25 protein-coding genes and 1 pseudogene are annotated in these 22,744 nt (G+C 71.2%); 10 read left to right on the top strand and 16 right to left on the bottom strand.

The window, feature by feature from the left end:
- Window positions 1-42 precede the first annotated feature (42 nt).
- Both ACWDRW_RS10860 and ACWDRW_RS10855 read right to left on the bottom strand, forming a co-directional pair.
- Window positions 43-1,488, bottom strand: coding sequence for a glyceraldehyde-3-phosphate dehydrogenase (locus tag ACWDRW_RS10860; RefSeq protein WP_451722039.1), 1,446 nt, complete (start codon window positions 1,486-1,488; stop codon window positions 43-45).
- Window positions 1,489-1,559: 71 nt separating this feature from the next.
- On the bottom strand, window positions 1,560-2,393 hold the full coding sequence (locus tag ACWDRW_RS10855; RefSeq protein ID WP_451722038.1) for an aldo/keto reductase: 834 nt from the start codon (window positions 2,391-2,393) through the stop codon (window positions 1,560-1,562).
- 250 nt (window positions 2,394-2,643) lie between these two features.
- Between ACWDRW_RS10855 and ACWDRW_RS10850 the strand changes: the two genes are divergently transcribed.
- Entirely contained in the window at window positions 2,644-4,560 is a 1,917-nt protein-coding gene (locus tag ACWDRW_RS10850) for a DUF1996 domain-containing protein (protein WP_451722037.1), read from the top strand.
- Between the two features lie 441 nt (window positions 4,561-5,001).
- Here ACWDRW_RS10850 and ACWDRW_RS10845 read toward each other — a convergent pair.
- Window positions 5,002-5,506: pseudogene (locus ACWDRW_RS10845) on the bottom strand (carboxymuconolactone decarboxylase family protein).
- Between the two features lie 170 nt (window positions 5,507-5,676).
- On the opposite strand from ACWDRW_RS10845, the gene ACWDRW_RS10840 reads away from it, so the two are divergent.
- Entirely contained in the window at window positions 5,677-6,546 is an 870-nt protein-coding gene (locus ACWDRW_RS10840; protein WP_451722035.1) for a hypothetical protein, read from the top strand.
- 226 nt (window positions 6,547-6,772) lie between these two features.
- Here the strand turns inward: ACWDRW_RS10840 and ACWDRW_RS10835 are convergent, their stop codons facing one another.
- Complete coding sequence (locus ACWDRW_RS10835; RefSeq protein WP_451722034.1) at window positions 6,773-7,393, bottom strand: NADPH-dependent F420 reductase; 621 nt, start codon at window positions 7,391-7,393, stop codon at window positions 6,773-6,775.
- A gap of 170 nt (window positions 7,394-7,563) precedes the next feature.
- Here ACWDRW_RS10835 and ACWDRW_RS10830 point away from each other — a divergent pair, with 170 nt between their 5' ends.
- Both ACWDRW_RS10830 and ACWDRW_RS10825 read left to right on the top strand, forming a co-directional pair.
- The gene (locus tag ACWDRW_RS10830) at window positions 7,564-7,866 is read left to right on the top strand and encodes a hypothetical protein (RefSeq protein WP_451722033.1); all 303 of its coding nucleotides are present in this window, start codon (window positions 7,564-7,566) and stop codon (window positions 7,864-7,866) included.
- Between the two features lie 86 nt (window positions 7,867-7,952).
- Window positions 7,953-8,516 (top strand): DUF2269 domain-containing protein, encoded by a 564-nt coding sequence (locus ACWDRW_RS10825; RefSeq protein ID WP_451722031.1) that lies wholly within the window; start codon window positions 7,953-7,955, stop codon window positions 8,514-8,516.
- Between the two features lie 4 nt (window positions 8,517-8,520).
- Here ACWDRW_RS10825 and ACWDRW_RS10820 read toward each other — a convergent pair whose 3' ends face one another.
- Window positions 8,521-8,901 (bottom strand): winged helix-turn-helix transcriptional regulator, encoded by a 381-nt coding sequence (locus ACWDRW_RS10820; RefSeq protein ID WP_451722029.1) that lies wholly within the window; start codon window positions 8,899-8,901, stop codon window positions 8,521-8,523.
- Window positions 8,902-9,000: 99 nt separating this feature from the next.
- On the opposite strand from ACWDRW_RS10820, the gene ACWDRW_RS10815 reads away from it, so the two are divergent.
- Window positions 9,001-9,408: a RidA family protein gene (locus ACWDRW_RS10815; RefSeq protein ID WP_451722028.1), complete on the top strand. Its 408-nt coding sequence runs from the start codon at window positions 9,001-9,003 to the stop codon at window positions 9,406-9,408.
- On the opposite strand, the gene ACWDRW_RS10810 is transcribed toward ACWDRW_RS10815, so the two are convergent.
- From ACWDRW_RS10810 to ACWDRW_RS10800, 3 genes are read right to left on the bottom strand one after another with little or no spacing between them, the layout of a single operon-like run.
- Complete coding sequence (locus tag ACWDRW_RS10810; protein ID WP_451722027.1) at window positions 9,398-9,955, bottom strand: TetR/AcrR family transcriptional regulator; 558 nt, start codon at window positions 9,953-9,955, stop codon at window positions 9,398-9,400. The two genes, ACWDRW_RS10815 and ACWDRW_RS10810, sit on opposite strands and share 11 nt — an antisense overlap.
- 10 nt (window positions 9,956-9,965) lie before the next feature.
- Window positions 9,966-10,547 (bottom strand): sugar O-acetyltransferase, encoded by a 582-nt coding sequence (locus ACWDRW_RS10805; protein WP_451722026.1) that lies wholly within the window; start codon window positions 10,545-10,547, stop codon window positions 9,966-9,968.
- A 53-nt stretch (window positions 10,548-10,600) separates the two neighbouring features.
- The gene (locus ACWDRW_RS10800) at window positions 10,601-11,797 is read right to left on the bottom strand and encodes an MFS transporter (RefSeq protein ID WP_451722024.1); all 1,197 of its coding nucleotides are present in this window, start codon (window positions 11,795-11,797) and stop codon (window positions 10,601-10,603) included.
- Window positions 11,798-11,911: 114 nt separating this feature from the next.
- On the opposite strand from ACWDRW_RS10800, the gene ACWDRW_RS10795 reads away from it, so the two are divergent.
- Together ACWDRW_RS10795 and ACWDRW_RS10790 are read left to right on the top strand one after the other, a co-directional pair.
- On the top strand, window positions 11,912-12,529 hold the full coding sequence (locus tag ACWDRW_RS10795; protein WP_451722022.1) for a dihydrofolate reductase family protein: 618 nt from the start codon (window positions 11,912-11,914) through the stop codon (window positions 12,527-12,529).
- Between the two features lie 52 nt (window positions 12,530-12,581).
- Window positions 12,582-13,493, top strand: a complete 912-nt coding sequence (locus ACWDRW_RS10790; RefSeq protein ID WP_451722021.1) for a hypothetical protein — start codon at window positions 12,582-12,584, stop codon at window positions 13,491-13,493.
- A 552-nt stretch (window positions 13,494-14,045) separates the two neighbouring features.
- Here the strand turns inward: ACWDRW_RS10790 and ACWDRW_RS10785 are convergent.
- The 3 genes from ACWDRW_RS10785 to ACWDRW_RS10775 all read right to left on the bottom strand — a co-directional run bounded on the left by ACWDRW_RS10785 (window position 14,046) and on the right by ACWDRW_RS10775 (window position 16,618).
- A complete protein-coding gene (locus ACWDRW_RS10785) occupies window positions 14,046-14,573 on the bottom strand; it encodes an SMI1/KNR4 family protein (RefSeq protein ID WP_451722019.1) in 528 nt (175 codons plus the stop codon).
- Between the two features lie 36 nt (window positions 14,574-14,609).
- Window positions 14,610-15,344 (bottom strand): D-Ala-D-Ala carboxypeptidase family metallohydrolase, encoded by a 735-nt coding sequence (locus tag ACWDRW_RS10780; RefSeq protein WP_451722018.1) that lies wholly within the window; start codon window positions 15,342-15,344, stop codon window positions 14,610-14,612.
- Between the two features lie 167 nt (window positions 15,345-15,511).
- A complete protein-coding gene (locus tag ACWDRW_RS10775; RefSeq protein ID WP_451722017.1) occupies window positions 15,512-16,618 on the bottom strand; it encodes a hypothetical protein in 1,107 nt (368 codons plus the stop codon).
- A 110-nt stretch (window positions 16,619-16,728) separates the two neighbouring features.
- Here ACWDRW_RS10775 and ACWDRW_RS10770 point away from each other — a divergent pair, with 110 nt between their 5' ends.
- From ACWDRW_RS10770 to ACWDRW_RS10760, 3 genes are read left to right on the top strand one after another with little or no spacing between them, the layout of a single operon-like run.
- Window positions 16,729-17,094, top strand: a complete 366-nt coding sequence (locus ACWDRW_RS10770) for a hypothetical protein (RefSeq protein ID WP_451722015.1) — start codon at window positions 16,729-16,731, stop codon at window positions 17,092-17,094.
- A 22-nt stretch (window positions 17,095-17,116) separates the two neighbouring features.
- Entirely contained in the window at window positions 17,117-18,361 is a 1,245-nt protein-coding gene (locus ACWDRW_RS10765) for an MFS transporter (protein WP_451722014.1), read from the top strand.
- A gap of 12 nt (window positions 18,362-18,373) precedes the next feature.
- Entirely contained in the window at window positions 18,374-19,186 is an 813-nt protein-coding gene (locus tag ACWDRW_RS10760; protein ID WP_451722012.1) for a Type 1 glutamine amidotransferase-like domain-containing protein, read from the top strand.
- Here the strand turns inward: ACWDRW_RS10760 and ACWDRW_RS10755 are convergent.
- The 5 genes from ACWDRW_RS10755 to ACWDRW_RS10735 all read right to left on the bottom strand — a co-directional run bounded on the left by ACWDRW_RS10755 (window position 19,105) and on the right by ACWDRW_RS10735 (window position 22,723).
- Window positions 19,105-19,929 carry an amidohydrolase family protein gene (locus ACWDRW_RS10755; RefSeq protein ID WP_451722010.1) on the bottom strand — a complete coding sequence of 275 codons (825 nt, stop codon included), beginning with the start codon at window positions 19,927-19,929 and terminating at the stop codon, window positions 19,105-19,107. The genes ACWDRW_RS10760 and ACWDRW_RS10755 overlap by 82 nt on opposite strands.
- 132 nt (window positions 19,930-20,061) lie before the next feature.
- Window positions 20,062-20,904: an energy-coupling factor ABC transporter ATP-binding protein gene (locus ACWDRW_RS10750; protein ID WP_451722008.1), complete on the bottom strand. Its 843-nt coding sequence runs from the start codon at window positions 20,902-20,904 to the stop codon at window positions 20,062-20,064.
- Complete coding sequence (gene cbiQ, locus ACWDRW_RS10745) at window positions 20,901-21,650, bottom strand: cobalt ECF transporter T component CbiQ (protein WP_451722006.1); 750 nt, start codon at window positions 21,648-21,650, stop codon at window positions 20,901-20,903. Before cbiQ ends, ACWDRW_RS10750 begins: the two co-directional genes overlap by 4 nt.
- 6 nt (window positions 21,651-21,656) lie before the next feature.
- Entirely contained in the window at window positions 21,657-22,019 is a 363-nt protein-coding gene (locus ACWDRW_RS10740) for an energy-coupling factor ABC transporter substrate-binding protein (protein WP_451722004.1), read from the bottom strand.
- Window positions 22,016-22,723 carry an energy-coupling factor ABC transporter permease gene (locus ACWDRW_RS10735; protein ID WP_451722002.1) on the bottom strand — a complete coding sequence of 236 codons (708 nt, stop codon included), beginning with the start codon at window positions 22,721-22,723 and terminating at the stop codon, window positions 22,016-22,018. Before ACWDRW_RS10735 ends, ACWDRW_RS10740 begins: the two co-directional genes overlap by 4 nt.
- Window positions 22,724-22,744 lie beyond the last annotated feature (21 nt).

The raw sequence follows: 22,744 nt of genomic DNA, 5'->3' as shown, positions 1-22,744 counted from the left end.
CGGCGGCGCCGCGAGAGGCACCGCCGTGACGAGGAGCCGGGATCAGACCGCCGGGGCCGGGTACGTCGGGTACTCGACGCCCGAGACGTGCTGCACGACCCGGATGACCTGGCAGGAGTAACCGAACTCGTTGTCGTACCAGAGGTAGAGGATGGCGTTGTCGCCGTCGACCTTGGTGGCGCCGGCGTCGACGATCGAGGCGTGCCGCGAGCCGACGAAGTCCATGGAGACGGCGTCGGGGGCGGTCGTGAAGTCGATCTGACGCTTGAGCGGCGAGTTCAGGGAGACGTCGCGGAGGTACTCGAGGACCTCGTCGCGGGTCGTCTCACGGCCGAGGCGCAGGCTGAGGATGGCGATCGAGACATCCGGCACGGGCACCCGGATCGAGCTGCCGGTGATCGGTGCCTTGAGGTCGGGCAGCGCCTTGGCGACGGCCGAGGCGGCACCGGTCTCGGTGATGACCATGTTCAGCGGCGCGCTGCGGCCCCGGCGGTCCGCCTTGTGGTAATTGTCCAGTAGGTTCTGGTCGTTGGTGAACGAGTGGACGGTCTCCACGTGGCCGCGCACGACCCCGTACTCGTCGTCCATCGCCTTCAGCGGCGGCACGATCGCGTTGGTGGTGCAGGAGGCGCAGGACAGGATCCGCTCGTCCGGCTTGATCGTGTCGTGGTTGACGCCGTGCACGATGTTCGGGACGTCACCCTTGCCGGGAGCGGTCAGGACGACCTTGTCGATCCCGGGGCGCAGGTGCTTGGAGAGGCCCTCGCGGTCGCGCCACTTGCCGGTGTTGTCGATGAGGATGGCGTCCTTGATGCCGTACGCGGTGTAGTCGACCTCGGACGGGTCGTTCGCGTAGATCACCCGGATCGCGTTGCCGTTGGCGAAGATCGTGCTGGACTCCTCGTCCACCGTGATCGTGCCCTGGAACTGGCCGTGGATGGAGTCGCGGCGCAGCAGCGAGGCGCGCTTGACCAGGTCCTGCTCGCCGCCGCCGCGCACGACGATGGCGCGCAGCCTGAGGCCGTTGCCGGAGCCCGCCTTCTCGATCAGCAGCCGGGCGACGAGGCGGCCGATGCGGCCGAAGCCGTAGAGGACGACGTCGCGGCCCTCGCCGCGCTCGAGCTTGTTGGCGCCCGTGGCGCCGGCGACCGCCTCGGCGGTGAACTCCGCCACCGACAGGCCCCGGTCGTCCGCCTTGTACGTCGCGGCGAGCATGCCGATGTCGATCTGCGACGGGCCGAGGTCCAGCGTGGTGAGCGCCTGCAGGAAGGGCAGCGTCTCCGTGACCGACAGCTCCTCGCCCGCGATCTGGCGGGCGAACCGGTGCGTCTTCAGGATGCTGACCACCGACTTGTTCACCAAGGAGCGGCTGTGCAGCAGGACCGTCACGTCCCGCTCCCGGTGCAGCTTCCCGATGATCGGGATCATCGACTCCGCGATCTCCTCGCGGTTCTTCCAGTTGGTGAACGAGTCGTCGTTGACAGTCACAGAAGTCTCTTTCGAGCTAGGCGGTGCTCATATGCTAACCCGCCTGTTCGAAGCGGCTTGATCGGGGTCCGTCAGTTGAAGGCGTCCGGGTCCGGGCCGGTGCGCAGCCCACGGTCCAGGGCGGCGAGGGCGGAGAGTTCGTCGGCGGAGAGTGTGAAATCGAACACGTCGAGGTTCTCGCGGATGCGCTCGGGGGTGACCGACTTGGGGATCACCACGTTCCCGAGCTGGAGGTGCCAGCGCAGGACGACTTGGGCGGGGGACTTCCCGTGCCGTCGGGCGAGGGACACGATGGCCTCGTCCCCCAGCACCGCGCCCTGGGCGAGCGGGCTCCAGGCTTCGGTGGCGATTCCCAACTCGGCGTGCAGGGAGCGCAGTTCCGCCTGCTGTAGACCGGGGTGCAGCTCGATCTGGTTGACGGCCGGGACGATCGAGGCGCCGTCGATCAGTCGCCGCAGGTGGGCGGGCTGGAAGTTGGAGACCCCGGCGGCCCGGACCTTGCCGTCGGCCACCAGGCGCTCGATGGCCTTCCAGGAGTCCCGGTACAGATCGCGGGCCGGGGTCGGCCAGTGGATGAGGTAGAGGTCGACGTGGGTGAGGCCCAGTGCCTCCAGGCTCGCGTCGAAGGCTCGAAGGGTGGCGTCGTACCCCTGGTCGGCGTTCCATAGCTTGGTCGTGACGAACACGTCCTCGCGGGCGAGCCCGGCGGTGGCGAGCGCCTTGCCCACGCCTGCCTCGTTGCCGTAGATCGCGGCGGTGTCGATCGAGCGGTAGCCCGCCCTGAGGGCCTCGGTGACAGCGGCGGTGGTCTCGGCTTCGGGGACCTGGAAGACCCCGAAGCCGAGCTGCGGGATCTCGACGCCGTTGTTGAGCGTGACGGTGGGGACGGTGGGGGTGGTGGTCATGGTGATGCTTCCTCGGTGTTGTGCGTGAGGCGCTTACAGGCGACCACAATAGTTGCGTGCGCGGGTTAAGTGCAAGTGGGAGGGTTGCGGGGTCAGCGGTGACGACGAGGGATGGGTCGACGGTGATGCCCGGGTCCACTGAGAAATTGGTATGAATCCGAGGGGCCGTTGAACAACGCGGGCGCGTGGTCCGTATGGGGGCGAGGGATTTGTATGTCCGCTCGCTCGCCCCGAACGTAGGAGTACTGCCTTGAGACGCAACACGCGCAGGCGCCCGACCGGCCCACGACGCGCGACCTTCGCCGCGATCGCGCTGATCCTGGGCGGCGGTGGGCTGGTGGCCACCAATATCTACGCCTCGGCGACCGAGGGTGGTGACGGGGGATCGGCCCAGCAGGACGGTGGCGCCACGATCGACTGCCCTGATGTGGGTGCCGAGTTGACGCAGATCCCGGACGCCGCCAGGACGGACGTCGACAACGAACTCGCCGCCCTGGACGCCCAGATAGCCGAGGCCTACCAGCAACTGCGGGCGGCCACGCCGGAACAGCGGCAGGACTCCGGGTTCACCGACGGCTCGATCATGAATCCGCTGAAGGAGAAGCGGAGCGAGAGCATCGAGCGGATCGCGGTGGCGATCGGCAACGCGGGTGAGCGCCCGGAGGGCCTGGAGGCGCTGGCGGGCTGTGAACTGAGCGTCCCCGAGGAGCAGCCGGAGGGAGGCCAGGGCGGAAACGGCCCCGTCGCCGCGGACTTCGTCGACATCAACTCCGTCCAGCCGAACGTCCAGGCGCCGCCCGCCGGGGAAGGAGCCTCCCAGGGCACCTTCACCACCAGCTGCGGGGTCAACGAGAACGGCCTGTTCAACTCCGACAACGTCATCGTCGCCCCGGGCGTCTCCAACGGCGCCCACCACTTCCACGACTACATCGGCAACCAGGCCAACGACGCCTTCGCGAGCGACGAGGACCTGGCCGCGGCCGACACCAGCTGCGAGAACCAGGGCGACAAGTCCTCGTACTACTGGCCCGTCCTGCGCCTGCAGAACGGCACCCAGGAGCAGGACGCCAACTCCCCGGGCGGCGGCATCGAGGGCAACGCGGGCGAGATCGTCACGCCGAAGGAGGTCACCCTGACCTTCCAGGGCAGCCCGGTCGGCGAGGTCACCGGCATGCCCCGGCTGCTGCGCATCATCACCGGCGACGCGAAGGCCTTCGTCAACGGCACGGCCAACGCCAACGCCTCCTGGAGCTGCACCGGGTTCGAGGACCGGCAGCTGAAGGACAAGTACCCGCTCTGCCCCGAGGGCAGCGACGTGGTGCGCACGTTCAAGTTCCAGAGCTGCTGGGACGGCCGCAACATCGACAGCGCCAACCACCGCACCCACGTGGCGTTCGCCGCGGCCGACGGCTCCTGCCCCGGCGGCTTCCAGGCGATCCCGCAGCTCGTCCAGCGCATCGTCTACGACGTCGACGCCCCGAGCCTCGACGACGGCGGCCAGACGACACCGCTCTTCGCGGTCGACTCCTTCCCCGAGCAGCTGCACAAGCCCGTCACCGACCACGGCGACTTCATCAACGTCTTCGACGAGGACCTGATGAGCGAGATGGTCGACTGCATCAACGAGGGCCGCGAGTGCGACGGCGGGGCGCTTCCCGAGGAGCCGCAGCAGCCGGAGGAGCCCCAGGAGACCGAGCAGCCGCAGCAGCCCGAGCCGTCCGAGGAGCCGCAGGAGACCGAGCAGCCGCAGCAGCCGGAACAGCCCGAGGAGCCGCAGGAGCCGCAGAACCCGGAGCCGACCGGTGACGACGGCGGACAGACGGAGCCCGCCACCGAGGAGCCGTCGGCCGACACGCCGAGCAACGAGGCCCCGGCGGACGACAAGCCGACGGCCACCGCTTCGGCCGACCAGCCCAAGACCTACACCTCACCGTCCCCGACCCGCACCGCCGAGGCCCCGGCCGAGGAGGTCGGCACGGCGACGGCCACGCCGACCCCGTCCCAGGCCGCGGTCGGCGCCGCCCAGTCCCCGGCGGCCGGCACGGCGACGCAGACCGTGGGCGGCAGCCTCGCCGACACCGGAGCGAAGCTGTGGCCGGCCGCCGCCGGATCGGTCCTGGTCATCGCCGGGATCGTGCTGCTGCGCCGGATCGGACGCCGGGCGTGAGCATGGTCGGCCAGGAAGGTGACGGGTCGTAGGCCGTACGGAAGCCCCCACACCGGGTGTACGACCCCCACCTCGTCCTCGTCCACGGGTAACGTCCGACAGGTCTCCGTGGACGAGGACGGCGTGCTGGTGTCGGCGTCCTGTAGGAGCGGAGCGCCCCGGCTCGGTCCGCTCCTGGCCGTCCACCTCCAGGCGGATCCTCCGGTCAGCCACTCCGCCTCACGCCCTGGGGAACGCGTAGGAGGGGGACCGCCCAGGAGGGCTGGCCCGGACGAGGAGCGGTGCGGTCGGGCCTCGTCGTCGAACACGGCCCGCCCCCTCGTCGGTCCAGGTGATCACCTGCGTGGCCAGACAGGACCCGACGCCGCGACGCCACAACCCACCGCCGCGCACGCGAAAGGCCGCGCACACGATTGGCCGAATCCGACCCGATACCGCGCCTCAGCTCCAGGGATCGGTGAAGGACCGGCCCGGCACCGGCTTGGTGACCAGGGCCAGGGCTGAAAAAGCTGACCTGCCCGATGGCGATGGTCAGGGTGGCGAGCGCCTTCTCGTCGTAGTGCTCGCGGGCCTCGGCGTACAACCGCTGCGGCACCCGCTCGATGCCCGTCGACGGCTGGAGCACCGCCTCCACCAGGGCCAACGCGGCCCGCTCCGCCTCGGTGAAGTACGGCGAGTCCGGCCAGGACGCCACCGAGGTGATCCGCTCCTCCGTCTCCCCGGCCGCCCGCAGGAAGCCCGTGTGCAGGACGGCCAGATACGTGCTGCCGACGATCTGACCGGCGCGCAGATGGACCAGGCTGATCGTGGCCCGCGGCACGGACCCGTTGCCGACCGCCTTGAACAGCGAGGCCGACACCTCCGCCATCTCAGGCACCAACTGCGCGGGGTCCTCGGTCATCCGCGGACGCAGGGGAATCTCGGCAGTGATCGAACATACGGTCATGATCTTGTCCTTCCGGGCTTCAGGTTGCCGTCACCGCACTGACGGATCCCGCCGAGCGAATGTGACCGCCGCAGCGCGGAGAAGGCCGCCGACTCCTTGGGTCCGACGAGCAGACCGTCACCGCCGCTCCTACGCTCGAAGGGTCAGCGCGCCCGTCGACAGGAGCCCCCGTGGACATCGACACGGTCGCCGATGAGCTGTACGCGCTGCGGCCGGAGGACTTCACGGCGGCGCGCAACACCCGTATGGCCGAGGCCCGCACCGCCGGTGACCGCGCCCTCGCGGAGCGGATCGGCAAGTTGCGCCGCCCCACGCTGTCGGCCTGGGTCAGCAATCTCCTGGTCCGGGAACGCCCCGAGGAGGTCCAGGCCCTGCTCCGGCTCGGCGAAGGGCTCAGGCAGGCCCATCACGACCTGGACGGGCCACAACTGCGGGAGCTCAGCGGCCAGCAGCGCACCCTCATCCGGGCGGTCACCCGGGAGGCCGGACAGCTCGCGGCGCGGGCCGGCCATCCCGTCGGGGAGGACGTGGGCCGTGAGGTGGAGACGATCCTGCACACCGCTCTGGCCGACCCGGGGGCGGCGCGGGAATGGGCGGCCGGACGGCTGGTGAGACCGTTCGAGGCGACCGTCGGTTTCCCCGACGTCAGCGCCACCGCGGCCCGGCCTGCCGCGCCTCGCCCCGCCGCGACCCAGTCGCCCAAGGCCAAGGCCCGCCCGGCCAAGCGCCGTGACGACGAGGCGCTCGCCCGGGCCCGGAAAGACGCCGAGACGGCCGAGCGTGAACTGCGGGCGCTGGAGCGGGAGGCCGCCGACGCGGAGCAACAGGCGCAGGCCGCGCGCGAGCGGACCGGGCAACTGAAGACCCGTGCGGGCGAGTTGACCGAGGAGCTGAGCCGCGTCGAGGACGACCACCGCCAGGCACGCGAGGAGGAACGCCGGGCGCGCGACAGGCTCCGCACCGCGGAACGCCAGGTCCGCGAGGCCCGCCGCCGCGCGGAGTCGGCGGCCGCGCGTCTGGAGCGCCGTCAGCGGCCGTGATCTCCCCGTGAACGAGATCATTTTGAGAGTGGCCCAACGCCTGATCGCCGCGCGGGACTTGCTCCCCGCCCGTCTGGGGTGCTGATGGTCGAGGGATACCGCCCCCCTGTCCCTCCAACGCGAATTCACCGACGAGTTGCGCGCGGACCACCGGGACTGGTTCCCAGCGCTGCGCCACACCGCCGCCGGCCGCTACGTCTCGCCCCAGACATCGCCCGCACCCGCCTCACGGCAGGGCGACCACCTTGATGTTGAAGGTGTGGGATCCCAGACCGTGCGCGATCCCGGAGAACAGCAGGGCGAAGTGCTCCTGTCCGCGGGCGCTGGAGATGCCGCCGATGTCCAGCTGGGACGACGGGGGCCAGCCGAGGTCGGTGAGCAGGGCCCCGGTGGTCCGTTTGGCCTCGGCGTCGTCGCCGGAGAGGAAGACGGTGCTCGGGCCGTTCAGGCGTGCCGGGGCGACCATCGCGGTGGAGTCCATGGTGCACAGCGTCTTGACGACGGGGGTCTGCGGGAACGCCGCCTGGATCTGTTCGGCCAGGCTGCTGTTGGGGTGCGAGAGTTCGGTGTAGTCGTCGGAGAGGCCGACCCCGACGTCGATCAGCAGGGTGCCGGCCAGCGCGGGTGCTCCCAGGGAGCGCAGCAGCTCCAGGGAGACGTTCCCGGGCGTGGCGTTGACCAGTACCTCCGCGTGCGCGGCGGTCTCGCTCAGTCCCGCCACGGGAAGGCCGAGCCGCGTGCGCTCGTCCGGCCTACGGGAGCCGAGGAGTACGTCGTGTCCCGCGGTGCTCCATCCGTGGGCGAGTGCTCGGGCGACATTGCCGGTGCCAAGTAGTCCTATACGCATGCCGTTGACGCTAGCCGTCGAAGCGGCCCGGACCATCGGGCGCCGGACCCAGGCTGGACGGCACCAAAGTCGTAGTCCCGCGGACCGGGGACGGCTCCGGTTGTGAGGCCGGCAGGTCCGTCGAAGACTTGGGCGGGAACGGCGGCGCGACTTCGAAAGTGACGGACCCCATGGCCCTCGCAGTGACCATCGACTGGCACGAGATCACCCCCGAGCTGTACGACGCGGCCCGCACCCGGGTCGGCTGGGAGGAGGACGTCCCCGACGGACTCGTGCTGCATACGTGCTGGTTCGACGACGGTGGCATGCACGTCCTCGACGTCTGGGAGTCCGAGGGCCACTTCGGCCAGTTCATCTCCAGCCGCGTCGAACCGGTGCTCAAGGGCGAGCTGGGGGTGCGGAGCGACCCGCGGGTGACCATGGCCCCCGTGCACCGCCGCTTCGTCCCGCCGGGCGTCGGTGGAGCAGCCTGACCGGTCCGGCGTACGCCCCGGCGAGTACGTGAGGTTGCTCCCGCCGTCAGACGACCCGCGCCCAAGTGCTCGGCAGGCTGGTCCACGTGAGACTCAGCCGCCCCGCTCGCCGGGCCACCGTCGTCGTCCATGTCGTCGCCTCCGCCTCGTGGCTCGGGCTCACGCTCGGCCTGCTCGCCCTGGGCTCGACCGCCGCGGGCACCGGTTCGCCGGTGACGGTGGAGGCGTCGGTGCGGGCCATGAAACTCTTCGCGGACTGGCTCCTGCTGCCCGTCGCGTTCCTGACCCTCCTCAGCGGACTGCTGCTCTCGCTGGGCACTCCTTGGGGGCTGGCCCGGCACAAGTGGGTCTGCACGAAGTTCTGGCTGACGCTGGCGACCATCACCGCAACGGCCTTCGCCCTGCGGCCCGGCGTGAACTCCGCGGTCGGGGCCGTCGCCGCGGGGGGCCCGCTGCCCGACAGCGGCGACATCCTGTTCGGCCCGATCGTCTCCCTGACCGCGTACGTCTTCATGACGGTCATCTCCGTGCTCAAGCCCTGGGGCCTGACCCGCCGCGGCCGGCGCCTGCGCGGTCCGGCCGCCGACCGCGACCGCGCCCGCCGGGCGGCCGGGTCCGTGGGCCCGGAACACCGTCCCGCGGGGAGCTGACCCGTCAGCCGCCGAAGCTGTGCCGGGCGGACTCGATGTGGCCGAGGTTGCGGCGCGTCCAGCGGCACAGTTCGTCGATGGTCCCGCGCAGGTCCTGTCCCGGCGCGGTCAGGGTGTACTCCACGCGGGGCGGCACGGTGGGGTACACCGTCCGTCGTACCAGGCCGTTGCGCTCCAGCATGCGCAGGTTCTGCGTGAGCATCTTGTGGCTGATGCCCTCGACCTCGTCGCGCAGCTCGCTGAAGCGCAGGGTGCGGTCGCCGAGGAACTCGATGATCAGCAGAGCCCATTTGTTGGCCACGTCGGAGAAGATCTCCCGTGCCAGCGAGTCCGCGCGAGCCAGGTCCGCGTCCTCGGCCTTGCCCTTGACCTGCTTGGTCACCATGAGGTTCCCCTGTCACCGAAAAGTGCGTTCTTCCATGTCAACGCACACTCTCCTACGGTTCCTGAGTAACCACAAGAGACCACATGAAGGGCGCGTGCCATGGCCATCACTCTCCTCGACCCCGCCGGACTGCCCGAGATCGGCGCCTACCGGCAGTTGGCGATCGCCTCCGGGTCCCGCATGGTCTTCATCGCCGGGCAGGTCGCCTGGGACGACAAGGGCGTCACCGTCGGCGAGGGTGACCTCGCCGCCCAGGTCGAGCGCTGCTACCTCAACGTCGCCACCGCCCTGAGCGCGGCGGGCGGCACTCTCGCGGACCTGGCGAAGCTGACGGTCTATGTCGTCGACTGGACCCCCGACAAGATGCCCCAGCTGATGGAGGGCATCGGCCGGGCGGGCGAGCGGCTCGGCGCGCTCCCGGTCCCGCCCGCCACCCTGATCGGGATCGCCGCCCTCGACGTACCGGAACACCTGGTGGAGATCGAGGCGACCGCGGTCATCGGCTGACGCCGCTCGGGGTGGTGATCCGGCGGACGGCCTCCGCGGTGAGCGACCGGTCGTGGGGGGCGCGGGACAGCGCTCGGTGCAGGGTCAGCCCCTCGATCAGGGCGTCCAGCTGGCGGGCGGTGTCCGGGTCGAAATGCTTCTCCAGATGGACCCTGCTCTGGCGCATCCAGGCGTCGGTCAGTTCCCGGTAGGCCGGCTCACGCGCGGCGAGGGTGTACAGCTCCTGGGTGAGCACGAGATCGCGGCGGCTGCCCTCGGACAGTGCGTGAACGAGGTCCGTCACGGCCTCGCGGGCCTGCTCGGGGCCGTCGGGTGCGGCGAGGTGGGCGTCGAACACGGCGACGATGTGACCGGCGAACCGGCCGAACGCCTCCCGCAGCAGTTCCTCCCGCCCGCTGAAGTGGTACGTCATCGACCCCAGCGGGACACCCGCCCGTGCGGCGATCTTCCGGTGGGAGACACCCGCCACGCCCTCGTCGGCGATGAGGTCGAGGGCGGCGGTGAGGATGCGCTCGCGGCGCTGGGGATCGGTGTGTCCGGTGGCCATGGCCGCGCTCTCAGAGCGTGCGGACGACACGGGCGGGACTGCCCACGGCGACGACACTGGCGGGTACGTCCTTGGTCACCACCGAGCCGGCGCCGATGACGGAGTCGTTCCCGATGCTCACCCCGGCCAGCACGATGGCGCCTCCGCCGAGCCACACATTGTCGCCGATGGTGATCGGCCGGGCGGCCTCCAGCTTGTCGCGCCGCGGCTGCGGCTCCAAGGGGTGCGTGGGGGTCAGCAGTTGGACGTTCGGCCCGATCTGGCAGTCCTCGCCGATGGTGATCGCGGCGACGTCCAGCGCGGTGAGGTTGAAGTTGACGAAGGTGCGCGCCCCGATGGTGATGTTGCTTCCGTAGTCCACGTACAACGGTGGCCGCACGTGCGCCTGTTCGCCCAGCGCGCCGAGCAGTTCGGAGAGGAGCGACTGGGCGCCGTCGACGTCCTCGGCGTAGGCGGCCTGGAAGCGGGCGGCCAGACGCACGGCCCGCTGCTGCCGACGGGCGATCTCGGGGTCGTCGGCGATGTAGAGGTCGCCCGCCAGCATGCGTTCCCACTGCGTGCGGGAATCGCCCGCGAAGTAGTCCGTGGCCATGTGTACGATCGTACACTCCAGGGCGCGGGGCGTCCCGGAATCGCGCGGTCGGCCTACGGGCGTCGGGTGGGCAGCACTCCGGAGAGCACCAGCACGAGCAGTCCCGCCGCGGGCACCACCAGCAGGCCGGCCCGGAGGCCCGCGGAGTCGGCCACCAGGCCCACCACGGGCGGCGAGCAGAGGAACCCCAGGCGCATCAGCCAGGACACGACGGCCAGCCCCGAACCGGGCTTGAGGCCGGGCAGTTCGTCGGCCTGATGCATCGCCGCGGGCACCAGTGTCGCCACGCCGAACCCGGCCGCGGCGAACCCGAGCACCGTCCCGCCCACCGTCGGCAGGGCCAGCGCCAGGCCCATCCCGCCGGCGGCGATGACACCACCGGCGTGCGCGACGGACCGCTCGCCGAAGCGGTCGACGAGCCGGTCGCCGACGAGCCGGCCGACGAACTGCGCCCCCACCAGGGCGATGTAGCCGCAGGCCGCCACCGTCACCGACGCGTGCAGCGCGTCGGAGAGGTAGAGCGCGGCCCAGGAACTGCCCGCGTCCTCGACGAGCGTGCCCGCGGTGGCGATCAGGACCAGAGCGGCCAGCACGTACAGAGTCCGCCGACCCGCCGCGGCGGGCCGGGCCGAACGCTCCTCCACGCCGTCCGGGCCGTCCTCCGTGTCGGGACCGGGCAGACAGAACCGCAGGGCCGCGCACGCGGCGCAGGCGAAGAGGGCGGCCGACATCGCCAGGTGCTGCCCCCGTGCCAGCTCCAGGGCCATGGCCGCGGCGGCCATGGCGCCACCCGCGACCGCGCCGATGGACCAGACGGCGTGGAAGGAGTTGATGATCGAACGTCCGTAGTGGCGCTGCACCCGCAGCCCGTGGGCGTTCTGTGCGACATCGGTGATCGCGTCCATCGCGCCGGCCACGAACAGCGCTCCGGCGAACCAGGCGACCGAGTCGGCGAGCCCCGCCACGAGGATTCCCGCGCCGGTCACGAGCGTCCCGCCCACCGCCGCCCGCGCGGACCCCAGCCGCCTGATGACGGCTCCGGCCGCGAGCCCGGCCGCGATGGCGCCCGCCGGGAAGGCCGCCACGGCCAGACCGTAGGCGGTGTTGCCGATTCCGAGATCCGCCTTGATCTGCGGATACCTCGGCAGAAGGTTGGCGAAGAGGGCGCCGTTGGTGAAGAAGAGCACGGCGACCGCCACCCGTGCCCGCCGCTCGGCCGCGGCGGGCCGGCGTATCAGCTCAAGAGTCATGAACGGCAGCGTAGAGGCAGAGCGTACGAACGTACACTCCGAGCCGTGTCGAAAGCGCCGGTCCCCGATCGACGTGAGGGTGAGAGCACTACTGCGAGCACGGAGGAGCGACTCATGACGACGGTGACCGCCGACATGGCCATCACCCTGGACGGCTGCGTGGCAGGACCCAACGTCTCCGGGGACAACCCGGGAGGCGACGGCGCCGAGGTGATCTTCGAGTGGATCCACAACCTGGCGAGCTGGCGGGAGCGCCAGGGCATGACCGGCGGTGAGGAGAACCGAGACTCCGAGCTGATGCGCGAGTGGTTCGACGCCACCGGAGCGGTGGTCATGGGACGGACGATGTACGACCTGGGTGAGGAGTTCTGGGGCGACAATCCCCCCTTCCGCACCCCGGTCTTCGTCCTCACCAACCGCCCCCGGGCGACCCTCGTCAAGGAGGGCGGCACCACCTTCACCTTTGTCACCGACGGCATCCACAGCGCTCTCGACCAGGCGAAAGCCGTCGCCGGGGAGAGAAACGTCGACATCGCCGGCGGGGCGAGCACCGTGCAGCAGTACATCAGGGCCGGCCTCGTCGACGAGCTGCACCTGCACGTCGTGCCGGCCCTCCTCGGCGGCGGGCTCCGCCTCTTCGACGGCATCGGCGTCGAGCGGCGCGACCTCGAGCCGATCGGGGTGGAGGGCACGCCGCTGGCCGCGCACCTGAAGTACCGCTTCGTGAAGTAGTACGGCCCCGGCGGCTTGACCCTGCCGCAACGGCAACGTTTCTACTGAGGCCATGGAAATCGGAGAGCCCGCCGCCGGACTGCGGGCGTGGAGAAAGACCGTGCGCTTCTCGCTCGCGGCCCTGCTGCCGGCGGAGCTGGTCCTCGTCCTGTGCCTGGCCGGGGGAGTGGTCATCGCGCCGGCCGCCCGACTGGCCGTTGAGCTGGCGGTGCTCGCCGTAGTGATCGCGGCGGGCACCCTGCTCGCCCTGGACTACCGCCGCCACCGCGGCGACGGTCTCGACGGCCGTGCCGCGCTGAGCGCCGCGCTCGCCGACACGGTCCCGGCCGCCGTGCGCAGGCTGACCGCGCACGAGGTCTTCCTCTCCACCAGCTTCCTGCGCTGGGTGACCCGCCGCGGCCCCCATGCCGTGGGCGAAGGCGACCGGCCCGTCGCGTACGCACCCGGTCAGACCTCGGTCATGTACGGCTTCCTGTTCGTCTCCGTCGTCGAGACCGTGGCCGTCGCCTTCCTGATCCCCTGGCCGGTGGTGCACGCCGTCACACTCGTCCTGGACGTCTGGGGCTGCTACTTCATCCTCGCCCTGCACGCCTCCTGCGTGGTGCGCCCCCATGTGATCGGCGCCGACGGCTCACTGCGCCTGCGCTACGGGGCCCTGCTGGACCTCCGCGTCCCCGCCGACCGCATCGCCTCCGTCCGCCAGGACCGCAAGTTCCCCGAGGGCAGGTTGGGCGCCGTGGACGAGGGCGGCGTCGCCGACCTGGCTGTGGCGGGCCAGACGACGGTCACCGTCGAACTCACCGAGCCCGTCGCCTACCTCCGCGCCCTGGGCAAACCCGCGGAGGCCCGGGTCATCCGCTTCTACGCCGAGGACGCCCGCGCCGCGGTGACCGCCCTCAGGGCGGCCATGGAGAGGTCCGCCGAGCCCTTGGAACACCCCGGCGCCGTAAGCGGAGCGGAGTGATCAGCCGAGACCACCGGTCCCAGGCGGCGTGCCACAGCCCTGGCACCACCGGCATGGCAACCGACGGCGAGGCGCTCACCGGGGGGTCGGCGAACGCGGGAGCGGTCTTCTGCCGGGGCGAGCTGGTCGACCGCCTCGCACCGCCCCACGCACGCGCCTTCCACGCCCACCTCCGCGCTCTCTGCCCCGGCCCCGGTCGGGGTGATCGCCGAAGGCCGGGAGCGTCCGACCCTCCTTCCCGGCACCGTGCCGCTGCCGCTGCCGCTGCCGCTGCCGCTGCCGCTGCCGCTGCCGCCGCTGCCGGGTCGGCACGGAGGCCGAGTGGCCCAGGGACCTGGCGGACCCGACGGAGGACCGCTCGTCCGGCCACCTGCCGCGCTTTCGTCGCCCGCCGGGCCGCGGACGGTGACCCGGTCCACCGCCGCATGCTCGCCGAACGCGGCGGCTGGGAACGCCTGGATCGTGTCGAGGCCTGGCGGACGGCCCGGCGGGAGGCGTTCACGGCGGCGCTGCCCGACTGAGCGGCCTCGGGGCGTCGCGTGTCAGCGGGCGTCAGCGGCAGAGGGCGTCGATGTCCTCGACGAACGCGGGGAACTCGGCCCGGGCCTCGGCGATGACGGTCTGCGCGGTCCGGCGCCCGGTGGTGGCGTGGCGTTCCGCGAGCGCCGTGAGCGCGGGGTCCGGACGGCCCGTGTGGTCGTCGTACTCGACGGCCTCCATCGGTCCGATGCCGTCCGCGAGGACCCACAGGAAGTCGGAGAGATTCCCGGCGACGACGCCGCAGGCGCCCTCGGAACCCAGGAAGACCACGGGCTGTTCGACCAGTGGCCGCCCGGGCCGCACGCACCACAGGGCGGCGAGCCCGCCGGTGCCGTCCTGCCCGAAGACGCGGTAGGCCGCGCCGTCGAGGTCGGGATTGCCGGTCCAGCTGCGCAGCCAGTCGGTGGTCTCCTCGGCGGAGTCGAAGGCGTCGTACGGCTCGAAGTCGATGCCGTTGCCCCCGTCGTAGTCGAACTCCGTCGCGGCTATGTCGGCCAGGGCCGGCGGCAGTGCGCGGTCGTCCACAGTCGTCTCGTTCACGCGCGCAGACTAACCGCCGGCTCTGACAACGGTCGTTCAGATGCCGCAGGTGGGGGCGGACCAGTAGGGGGACGGGTCGAGGGCGACGTGGGTGTGGTCGTTGTGGCCGGGGTAACCCGGGCCGAGGATCTCCGAGAAGCCGTGCGTGCGGGCCTGCTGGGCGAGTCGGCACAAGGTCGGGGAGCCGGTGAGGTCGGCGGCATCGCCGTACAGGTGGCGGCTGGTGGAGGAGCCGCCGACCGCGCTGTTGCAGGCGTAGGAGCGGAAGCCGCTGGAGACGCTGATCGGGACGTCGCCGAGGGCGTGCCGCATGGCCTCCAGCTTCCACATGGTCTTGAGGGCGTTCGCCTTGGCGGTGGCCGCGGAGACGGCGCCGCCGGACCAGTCGGAGTTGCAGCGGTTGAGCTCGCCGTAGGTGAAGTGGATCGGGGTGCAGTCCGCGTCCTGGAGGGCGTAGATCTTGCTGAAGGTCTGCGGCCCCGCGACGCCGTCGGCGGGCAGTCCGTACGCGGCCTGGAACTTCTTGACGGCGGCGGCGGTACGGGCGCCGTACTGACCGTCGTAGGACAGCCGCTCGCCGGAGGTCACCCACCCCGCGACCCGGATCTGCAACTGCGTCACATCACTGCCGGAGGCGCCCTGGGAGAGGGTGCGGCTCCAGGTGTAGCACTCGTCGGCGTGCGCGGTACCCGCGGAGGCCCCGACGCCGACCACCGCACCAGACATGATCATGACAAATGCGGTGAGGGAACGTGCCATCCGTCTGAACATTCGACCTCCCGGCCGTCGACTGCCGAATCATGCGACCGCCGCCCTTGTGGCGGCGATCGGTGCCCAGCCTGAGGCCAAGCGCTACGCGCGTCAACGGTGCGGTGGTGGCGGGGTGGTGAAGGTCTGCGGCGACTCCCTGCGGCAGCCGGACCGTCGTCCGCTGCCGATCAGTTCGACCAAGTGGGCAACAGGATCAATTCCCATCTCGCGTACGAGCGCACGCAGTACAGGCCGGGACCGGGCAGCAGCCCCTGCACCTTGCAGGTCCCCTTGCCGCCCACCAGCCGCGCGGCAGTGGAGAGTTGTCCGCTCAGCGCCTCCACGGCGAAAGGGCCGCCGCCGTCGTGGCTGAACCGGATCTCGCCGGGGCCGCCGTCGTAACGGAAGACGTACGGGCCGGTGGCCTGGAGGGTGCGTTCGGCGACGCGTACGTGTTCCAGCGACTGGAGCCACAACTGCCAGGAGCCGTACGACTCGAGCCGCACCCGGACGTGCCGGTCGCCGTCGGGCGGCACAGGCGTCACCACGCGCTCCACGTGCCGCTCCATCAATGCACGGGGGCCTCGTGGACCGTCGAGGTACGCCTGCCCCGCACCGTCCCGGAAGCTGCGGACGATGAGCAGTACCGGTTCGGTCGGATCGGTGCGCAGCAACTCCACCGTGCGGTTCCCGCTGCCGCGCACGCACCGGGTGGCAGGGGTGTCGGGTGGCCACTCCTTGTACAGCAGCCACTTGGGCATCGGACCGGACGAGGGCGCGGCCGAGCCCTGCCGGGGCGGCGGCATTGCGGCCTGCGGTGCGATCGGGCCAGCGGTGCCGGACGGCCGCTGGTCCCCGATGCGTACGGCGTCCGCCGCGCACACGGGGATCACGCGGGTGGCGCCGCCTGCCGGTGCCCACGTGATCTCCGCCGTGGACGGACCGTGCCGCGGGTCGAAAAAGCATGGCGGCCGAGGTTCCGGTATTTCTTCGCCCCGTGACCGGGCCACGGCGCGGGCCAGCGCGTCACGCCCGCCTTCGAGAGCGAGCAGCACGTCTTGGGCGTCCTCGCGGTCACGGTCACCGACGAAGTCCCGCTTGGCCCGCTCGTAGGCGTCCAGGGCACGCTGGTAATCGGCCAGGACGGCGTCGTCGGCCTCGGCACCCAGGGGAGCGAACTCGAATCGGGCCAGCGCCTCACCGAAGGCGGTGATCTCCGCGTCGATGCCCGCGAGTTCCTCCGCGCGCCTGCGCCGGAAGAAACGCCTCAGGCCACCCCGAGAATCACCCTCCATGCGCTGCGCCCCCGTACGTGAGAGATCGATTCGGGTGAATCCTACAAGTGCCGGACACATGCCCCGGGAGGGAAATCCTTGTCCCCGCGCGGGGGTCTTACGGTGGGTCGGTGAGGAACGACCGGCGCGTCCGCCGCCTCGTCATGGACAAGGCCCCCTGGTACTGGACCGTGCGGCAGCGGGTCAGGCCTGACTACGCCGACTGCCGGGTGACGCTTGCCCTGTTCACCAGGCCGAGCGCTCGGCATCAGGGACGTCGGCTGCGATTCGTCTTCGCCCCCACCCCGACCGGAGTCATCTCCAACTGCTACTTCGAGTCGGGCACCGTGATCCGGATGCCGGACCAGGCCTACCTCAACCTCTATGAGCCGGGAGCGGTCCGGCGGCTGCTGGACGCCGCCCAACCCGCCCTGGAACAGGAGCCCTTGGAGAGGGACGACTTGGACGGCTGGCTCTACTTCGCCGCAGTCGTGTGATCGACCGGGGTACGGTCCCCGTATGCCGCGCCTGGTGGACGTCCCTGGATACCCGACCTTCTGGACCGCGTCCGCAGTGTCGGCCTTCGGTTCCCAGATCTCGGGGCTGGCCCTCCAGATCCTCACCGCCGTCACGCTGAGCGCCTCGGCCACCGAGGTGGGGCTGGTCAATGCCGCCCGCTGGCTGCCGTATCTGTTGTTCGGGCTCCTTGCCGGAGTCCTGGTCGACCGCTGCCGTCGTAAGCCGATGCTGGTCGGCACGGATCTCGCCCGGGCCCTCCTCCTCGCCGCGATCCCGCTCCTGTACGCGTTGGACCAGCTCAGCGTGACCACTTTGTGCGTGTTCGTCTTCGGCGTCGGCCTGCTGAGCCTGCTGTTCGAGGCGGCGAATCAGTCGTACGTCCCGCAGCTCGTGCCGAAGGAGCTGTTGAACGCGGGCTACGCCCGTACCGAGCAGGCCAGTGCGGTGGCCGGGTCGACGGGACCCCTGATCGCAGGGGTGCTGATCAAGTACCTGGGCGCGCCGATCGCCGTACTCCTGGACGCTCTGACCTATCTGGTCTCCGGCCTGCTGCTCGCGTCGCTCAAAGCCGCCGATCCCCTCCCCGACCGGGGCGCGCGGCGAGGGGTCGGCAGCGAACTGCGCGAAGGGGTGGCCTGGGTGTACCGCCACCGCACGCTGGCGCCCATCGCGCTGACCTCGCACGCGATGCTCCTGTTCAACACCATGGTGAGCACGGTGTTCGTGGTGTTCGCCCTGCGGGAGCTGAGGATCGGCGACTTCGGACTCGGCGTCACCTACGCCTGCGCCGGCGTGGGCGCGGTCATGGGCGGCGCGCTCTCGGGGCGGGTCCTCGCGAGGTTCGATGTCGGCGTGACCCTGATCGCCTTCCGGGTGCTGGCAGCCGTCGGATGGCTCCCCATGGTCTGCGCCGAGGAGGGAAGTTGGGCCCTGCCCGCAGTGTCGGCGGCGTTCTTCCTCGTGTCGCTGTCCATAGCTGTCGAGAGTCCAGTGGAGCTGAGTTATCGCCAATCGGTCACGCCCGACCGCCTGCGCGGCCGGATGAACGCCACGATCCGCTCGTTCAACTGGGGCATGGTCGCGGTCGGCGCACCGCTCGGGGGAGTCCTCGCCGACCAGATCAGTTACCGGTTCGCCCTGTGGATCGGGTTCTCCGGGGCCGTGCTGCAGGCGGCGGTGCTGGCCTTCTCCCGGGTGCGGGAAGCTCGCGGCTCGGACGAGTTCGAACAGGCGGCGGAGGCGTGAGCCACATCAACCATGGGGGGGGGGACTCAAGTGACCACACAACGCGCTCAGCGCCTCGCGCTGCTGGGCGGCGGCTTCTCCACGGACGAGGACGGACTGATCGACGACTGGCTGCTTGCCCACGTGAGCATTCGCCGTCCCAAGGTCTGCTTTCTCCCCACAGCCAGCGGAGACGCTCCCGCGTACGTCGAACAGTTCCTGCGAGCCTTCCACTCCCGAGCCTGCGAACCCACTGTCCTGCATCTGTTCCGACGCGAACTCGACGACGACGCCCTGCGCACCCATCTCCTCAAGCAGGACGTCGTCTACGTCGGCGGCGGCAACACGGCCAACCTGCTGGCGGTTTGGCGCGCGCACCGGCTCGACCGCATCCTTCGCGAGGCCTACGGTCGCGGCACTCTGCTCTGCGGGATCAGTGCCAGCGCCAACTGTTGGGCCGAGGCCTCGCACACCGACTCCTTCGGCGCCCTGACGTACCTCGCGGACGGTTTGGCGCTGCTCCAGGGCTCTGTCTGCCCGCACTACGACAGTGAACCTGGCCGACGCACCGGCTACCAGGAAGCCGTGGCCGCGGGCTGGCTGCCGGCCGGGTGGGCGCTGGACGACGGAGTGGCCGCCCTGTTCGTGGGCGGACGCCTCCACGAGGCGGTGACCCGGAGGCCGGAGGCCGGGCTGTACCGGGTGGAGCCTGCGGGGGAGAGCGGGGTCAGTGAGCGGGCCCAGGCCACCCGTCTGATAGGGCCTCAGCCTTCGCTGGGGGCACAGAAGTTGCCGGATCGCTCGAACAGCTCCCGTGCCATCGACCCCCCGTCACCGTCGTACTGAACCCACACCCAGGGTTCCACATGGCCCGGCTGTGACTCGTCGTGGCCTCTCCACCACTTGCTCAGCGCCTGGACTATGACCTTGCCCTCCTGCTCCATCAGGTCATGGGCCCGGTCCTTCTCCAGGTAGTGCTCGTCGGATGTGCCATCGATCCGTGAGGGACGGGCGTGGTCCGTTTCCACATTGAGGGACGCCAAATCCTCGTCCGGGCTGCTGAACCCCGTCACATGCCGCACCGCCGCACGCTCGGCACCGCTCCCGTGCCGAGCGACCGCGGCCTTGAACCTCTCCGCACTGGTGGGGTCGGCGAGCAGTGCGGCTGCCGTCTCTGTGGTGTGGGCGGGGTAGATCCGGATTCCCTCGCACGGCTTGGCGGCGCTTTCCGCCCCGCAGCCCGTCACGGGCAGGAGGGCGAGCAGGGAAATGGCCAGTCCGCGTCTGCGTCTCGGATCCCCCATCTGCCCAGCCTCACCATCTGCCGACGCCGCAATGATCTTGAAGATCCTAGACGTTCCGGTGCACGACCTGCCCCCGGCCACCGTCAGCCGTACCGGCGCCTCCGTCACCTCGTCGGCCGGGGCCGTCGCCGGGTCCACCGCCAGTGCCGTGAGGTCGGCCCGGAAGCCCGCAGCGGTGCGGCCGGCGATGTCCGCCTCGCCGGCGGCGAGCGCCGCGTGGGTGGTGCAGCCCTCCAGGGCCGCCGTGTGGGTGGTGCAGCCCTCCAGGGCCGGGAGCGCCGTCACACCTACCAACACCTGGACCCGGCGCTCTGCCCGCGGGCCTGCCGCCGGGTGGCCGGCAACCGCGCGCAGGCCTCGCCGGAAACGGCCACCACTCCTGCCCGTCCACTACCACGGGCCGCCCCCGGCGGAGCGTCAGCCGTCGGCCGGGATCGCCGCGGCCAAGGCGGCCAGCTCCTCGGGGGTACGTGGCCCGGCGGCGCCGTCGCCCAGCAGCCCCCGCCCGCGCAGGAGTTCCGCCGCGGCCACCCCCCACGGCAACCGCAGCCCCGCCTCCCGCAGCAGATCCGTGCGGGCCAGCATCTCGGGCGCGGGCCCCGTGCGGGCGCCCCCCGGCGTGAGAAGCGCCGCGTCGTCGGCCCAGCGCAGGGCGAGGTCGACGTCATGGGTGGCCATGACCACCGTCGTGCCGCTCGCCCGGAGCCCGTCGAGGGTGCCGAGCAGGCGTTCCTGCCCGTCCGGATCGAGCCCCGCGGTCGGCTCGTCGAGGATCAGCACCCGGGGCCGCATCGCCACGGCGCCCGCGATCGCGGTGCGCTTGCGCTGGCCGTAGGAGAGCAGATGGGTGGGCCGGTCGGCCAGCGCGCTGATGTCCAGCGCGGCCAGCGCCTCCTCGACCCGGGCGCGCACCTCGGCGTCGGAGAGCCCGAGGTTGAGCGGCCCGAAGGAGACGTCCTGTGCCACGGACGCGGCGAAGAGCTGGTCGTCCGGGTCCTGCACCACCAGCTGCACGGTCGTCCTGAGCCGGGTCAGCCCCTTGCGGTCGTACGACACCTCCCGTCCCTCGACGCTCAGCCGCCCCTCGCGCGGCTTGAGCCCGCCGCTGAGGAGCCGCATCAGGGTCGTCTTGCCGCTGCCGTTGCGCCCGAGCAGCGCCAGCGCCCGCCCCTCGCGCACCTCGAAGTCCAGGCCCGCCAGCACAGTCGGCCCTTCCTCGTAGGCATAGGACGCGCCGTGGAGGGCCACCAACTCGCTCATGACAGAGGGCCTTTCAGTACGAGGGTGAGGGCGGCCAGCGCAACGAGGAGCCCGCAGCTCGCGGCCGTGAAGCGGACCGAGATCCGTGCCTCGGGCACCAGCACGCGCAGCGTTCCGTCGTAGCCGCGCCCGGCGAGCCCGGCCTGGAGCCGGGTGGCCCGGTCGAAGGCCCGTACGAAAGCGGTGGCCCCGAGCCCGCCCAGCGAACGCCAGGTCGCGGCGCGGGTGGTGTGCCCGAGTCGCGCTGCCTGGGCGTCCCGGATCCGCCGTACGGAATCCAGCAGCAGGAAGCTCATCCGGTACGTCACCAGCGCCACGTCGACCACGGCCGCGGGCACGCCGGCCTTCACCAGCCGTGGCAGCAGGTCGGACATGGGCGTGGTGAACGCGAACAGCAGCACCCCGAGAGAGGCCGCGGAGGTGCGCAGCAGCAACTCCCCGGCCCGTTGGGCCCCGTCGTCGGCGAGGGATACAAAGCCGTCGGGCCCGCCCACCTGTACCAGGAGCGTGGCGGCGCCGGTGACACAGAACCCCAGCGGCACCCGGTAGGCCCGCCACAGTTTCCGGCCCGGTACGCCCGCTGGGCCCAACAGCACGGTGAGGGCTGTCACCAGGACCAGCGCGGCCCCCGGCCAGGGCGGCAGCGAGATCGCGAGCACGGTCAGACCGAGTCCGAGCACGGCTTTGTCCACGGGATGGCGGCTGCGCCAGCGACTGCTGTGCGCCGCCGCGTCGATCGGCAGCACGAGGGCTCAGACCCCTTCGCCGTCGGACTCCCCGGCACGGCCGACACCGACGGACTCCCGTTCCAAGGCGCGCTGTTCCCCCTGCTTGCGGCCGCGGCGCAGCCCGAAGTAGTAGGCGAGGACACCCGCGCCGAGAGCCGCTTGCAGTGAGAACAGCGCCGACTCGATTTCCCCGGACGGCGGTTCGTACAGCGGCGAGAACCAGGGCTCGTAGTCCGGCTCGATCTCCGTGATGGCCGTCTCGGCCTCGCCGTCGGCGCCCGTGAAGGGTTCCTCCTTGTGGTCGCCGAGCCCGAGCACGAGCGGCATCACGGCGAGCGCCGCCACCGCGAGCAGCAGCAACAGGTTGATCTTCGTGTTACGGCTCATCGGGCCACCGCCTCGTTCGACTCGGTCCGCACCCGCTTGCCGCCGGACAGCAGCACACCGAGCCGGGTCAGTTCTCCCTTGCTGGACTGCACCAGCAGCCGCATCACCAGCACCGTCAGGAGCCCCTCGCTCACCGCGAGCGGGATCTGCGTGACGGCGAAGATGGAACCGAACTTGCCGAGCGCGCCCAGGAACCCGCTGCTGGGGTCGGGGAACGCCAGCGCCAGCTGGACACTGGTGACGCAGTAGGTCGACAGGTCGGCGACGAAAGCGCCGCAGAAGACGGCGGCCATCAGCGGTACGTCGTACCGCCTGAGCAGCTTGTAGACGGCGTATCCGGCCCAGGGCCCGACGATCGCCAAGGAGAAGACGTTGGCGCCGAGCGTGGTCAGGCCGCCGTGCGCGAGCAGCAGGGCCTGGAAGAGCAGCGTGATGGTCCCGAGGACCGCCATGATCGGTGGCCGGAACAGGATGGCGCCCAGACCGGTGCCGGTGGGATGGGAGCAACTGCCGGTCACCGATGGCAGTTTGAGTGCGGACAGAACGAAGGTGAAGGCCCCGGAGGCACCGAGGAGCAGGGTGCTCTCCGGGTGCTCGCGGACTTCACGCGTGAGTGACCGGACTCCGTGGACGACGAACGGCGCGGACGCGACGCCCCAGGCGACCGCGTGCGCCGGAGGCAGAAATCCCTCGGCTATGTGCATGGCTCAGCAGACCCTCTCCAG

The organism is Streptomyces sp. NPDC003635 (assembly GCF_053587635.1).
This window is presented reverse-complemented; position numbering and strand designations above follow the sequence as displayed.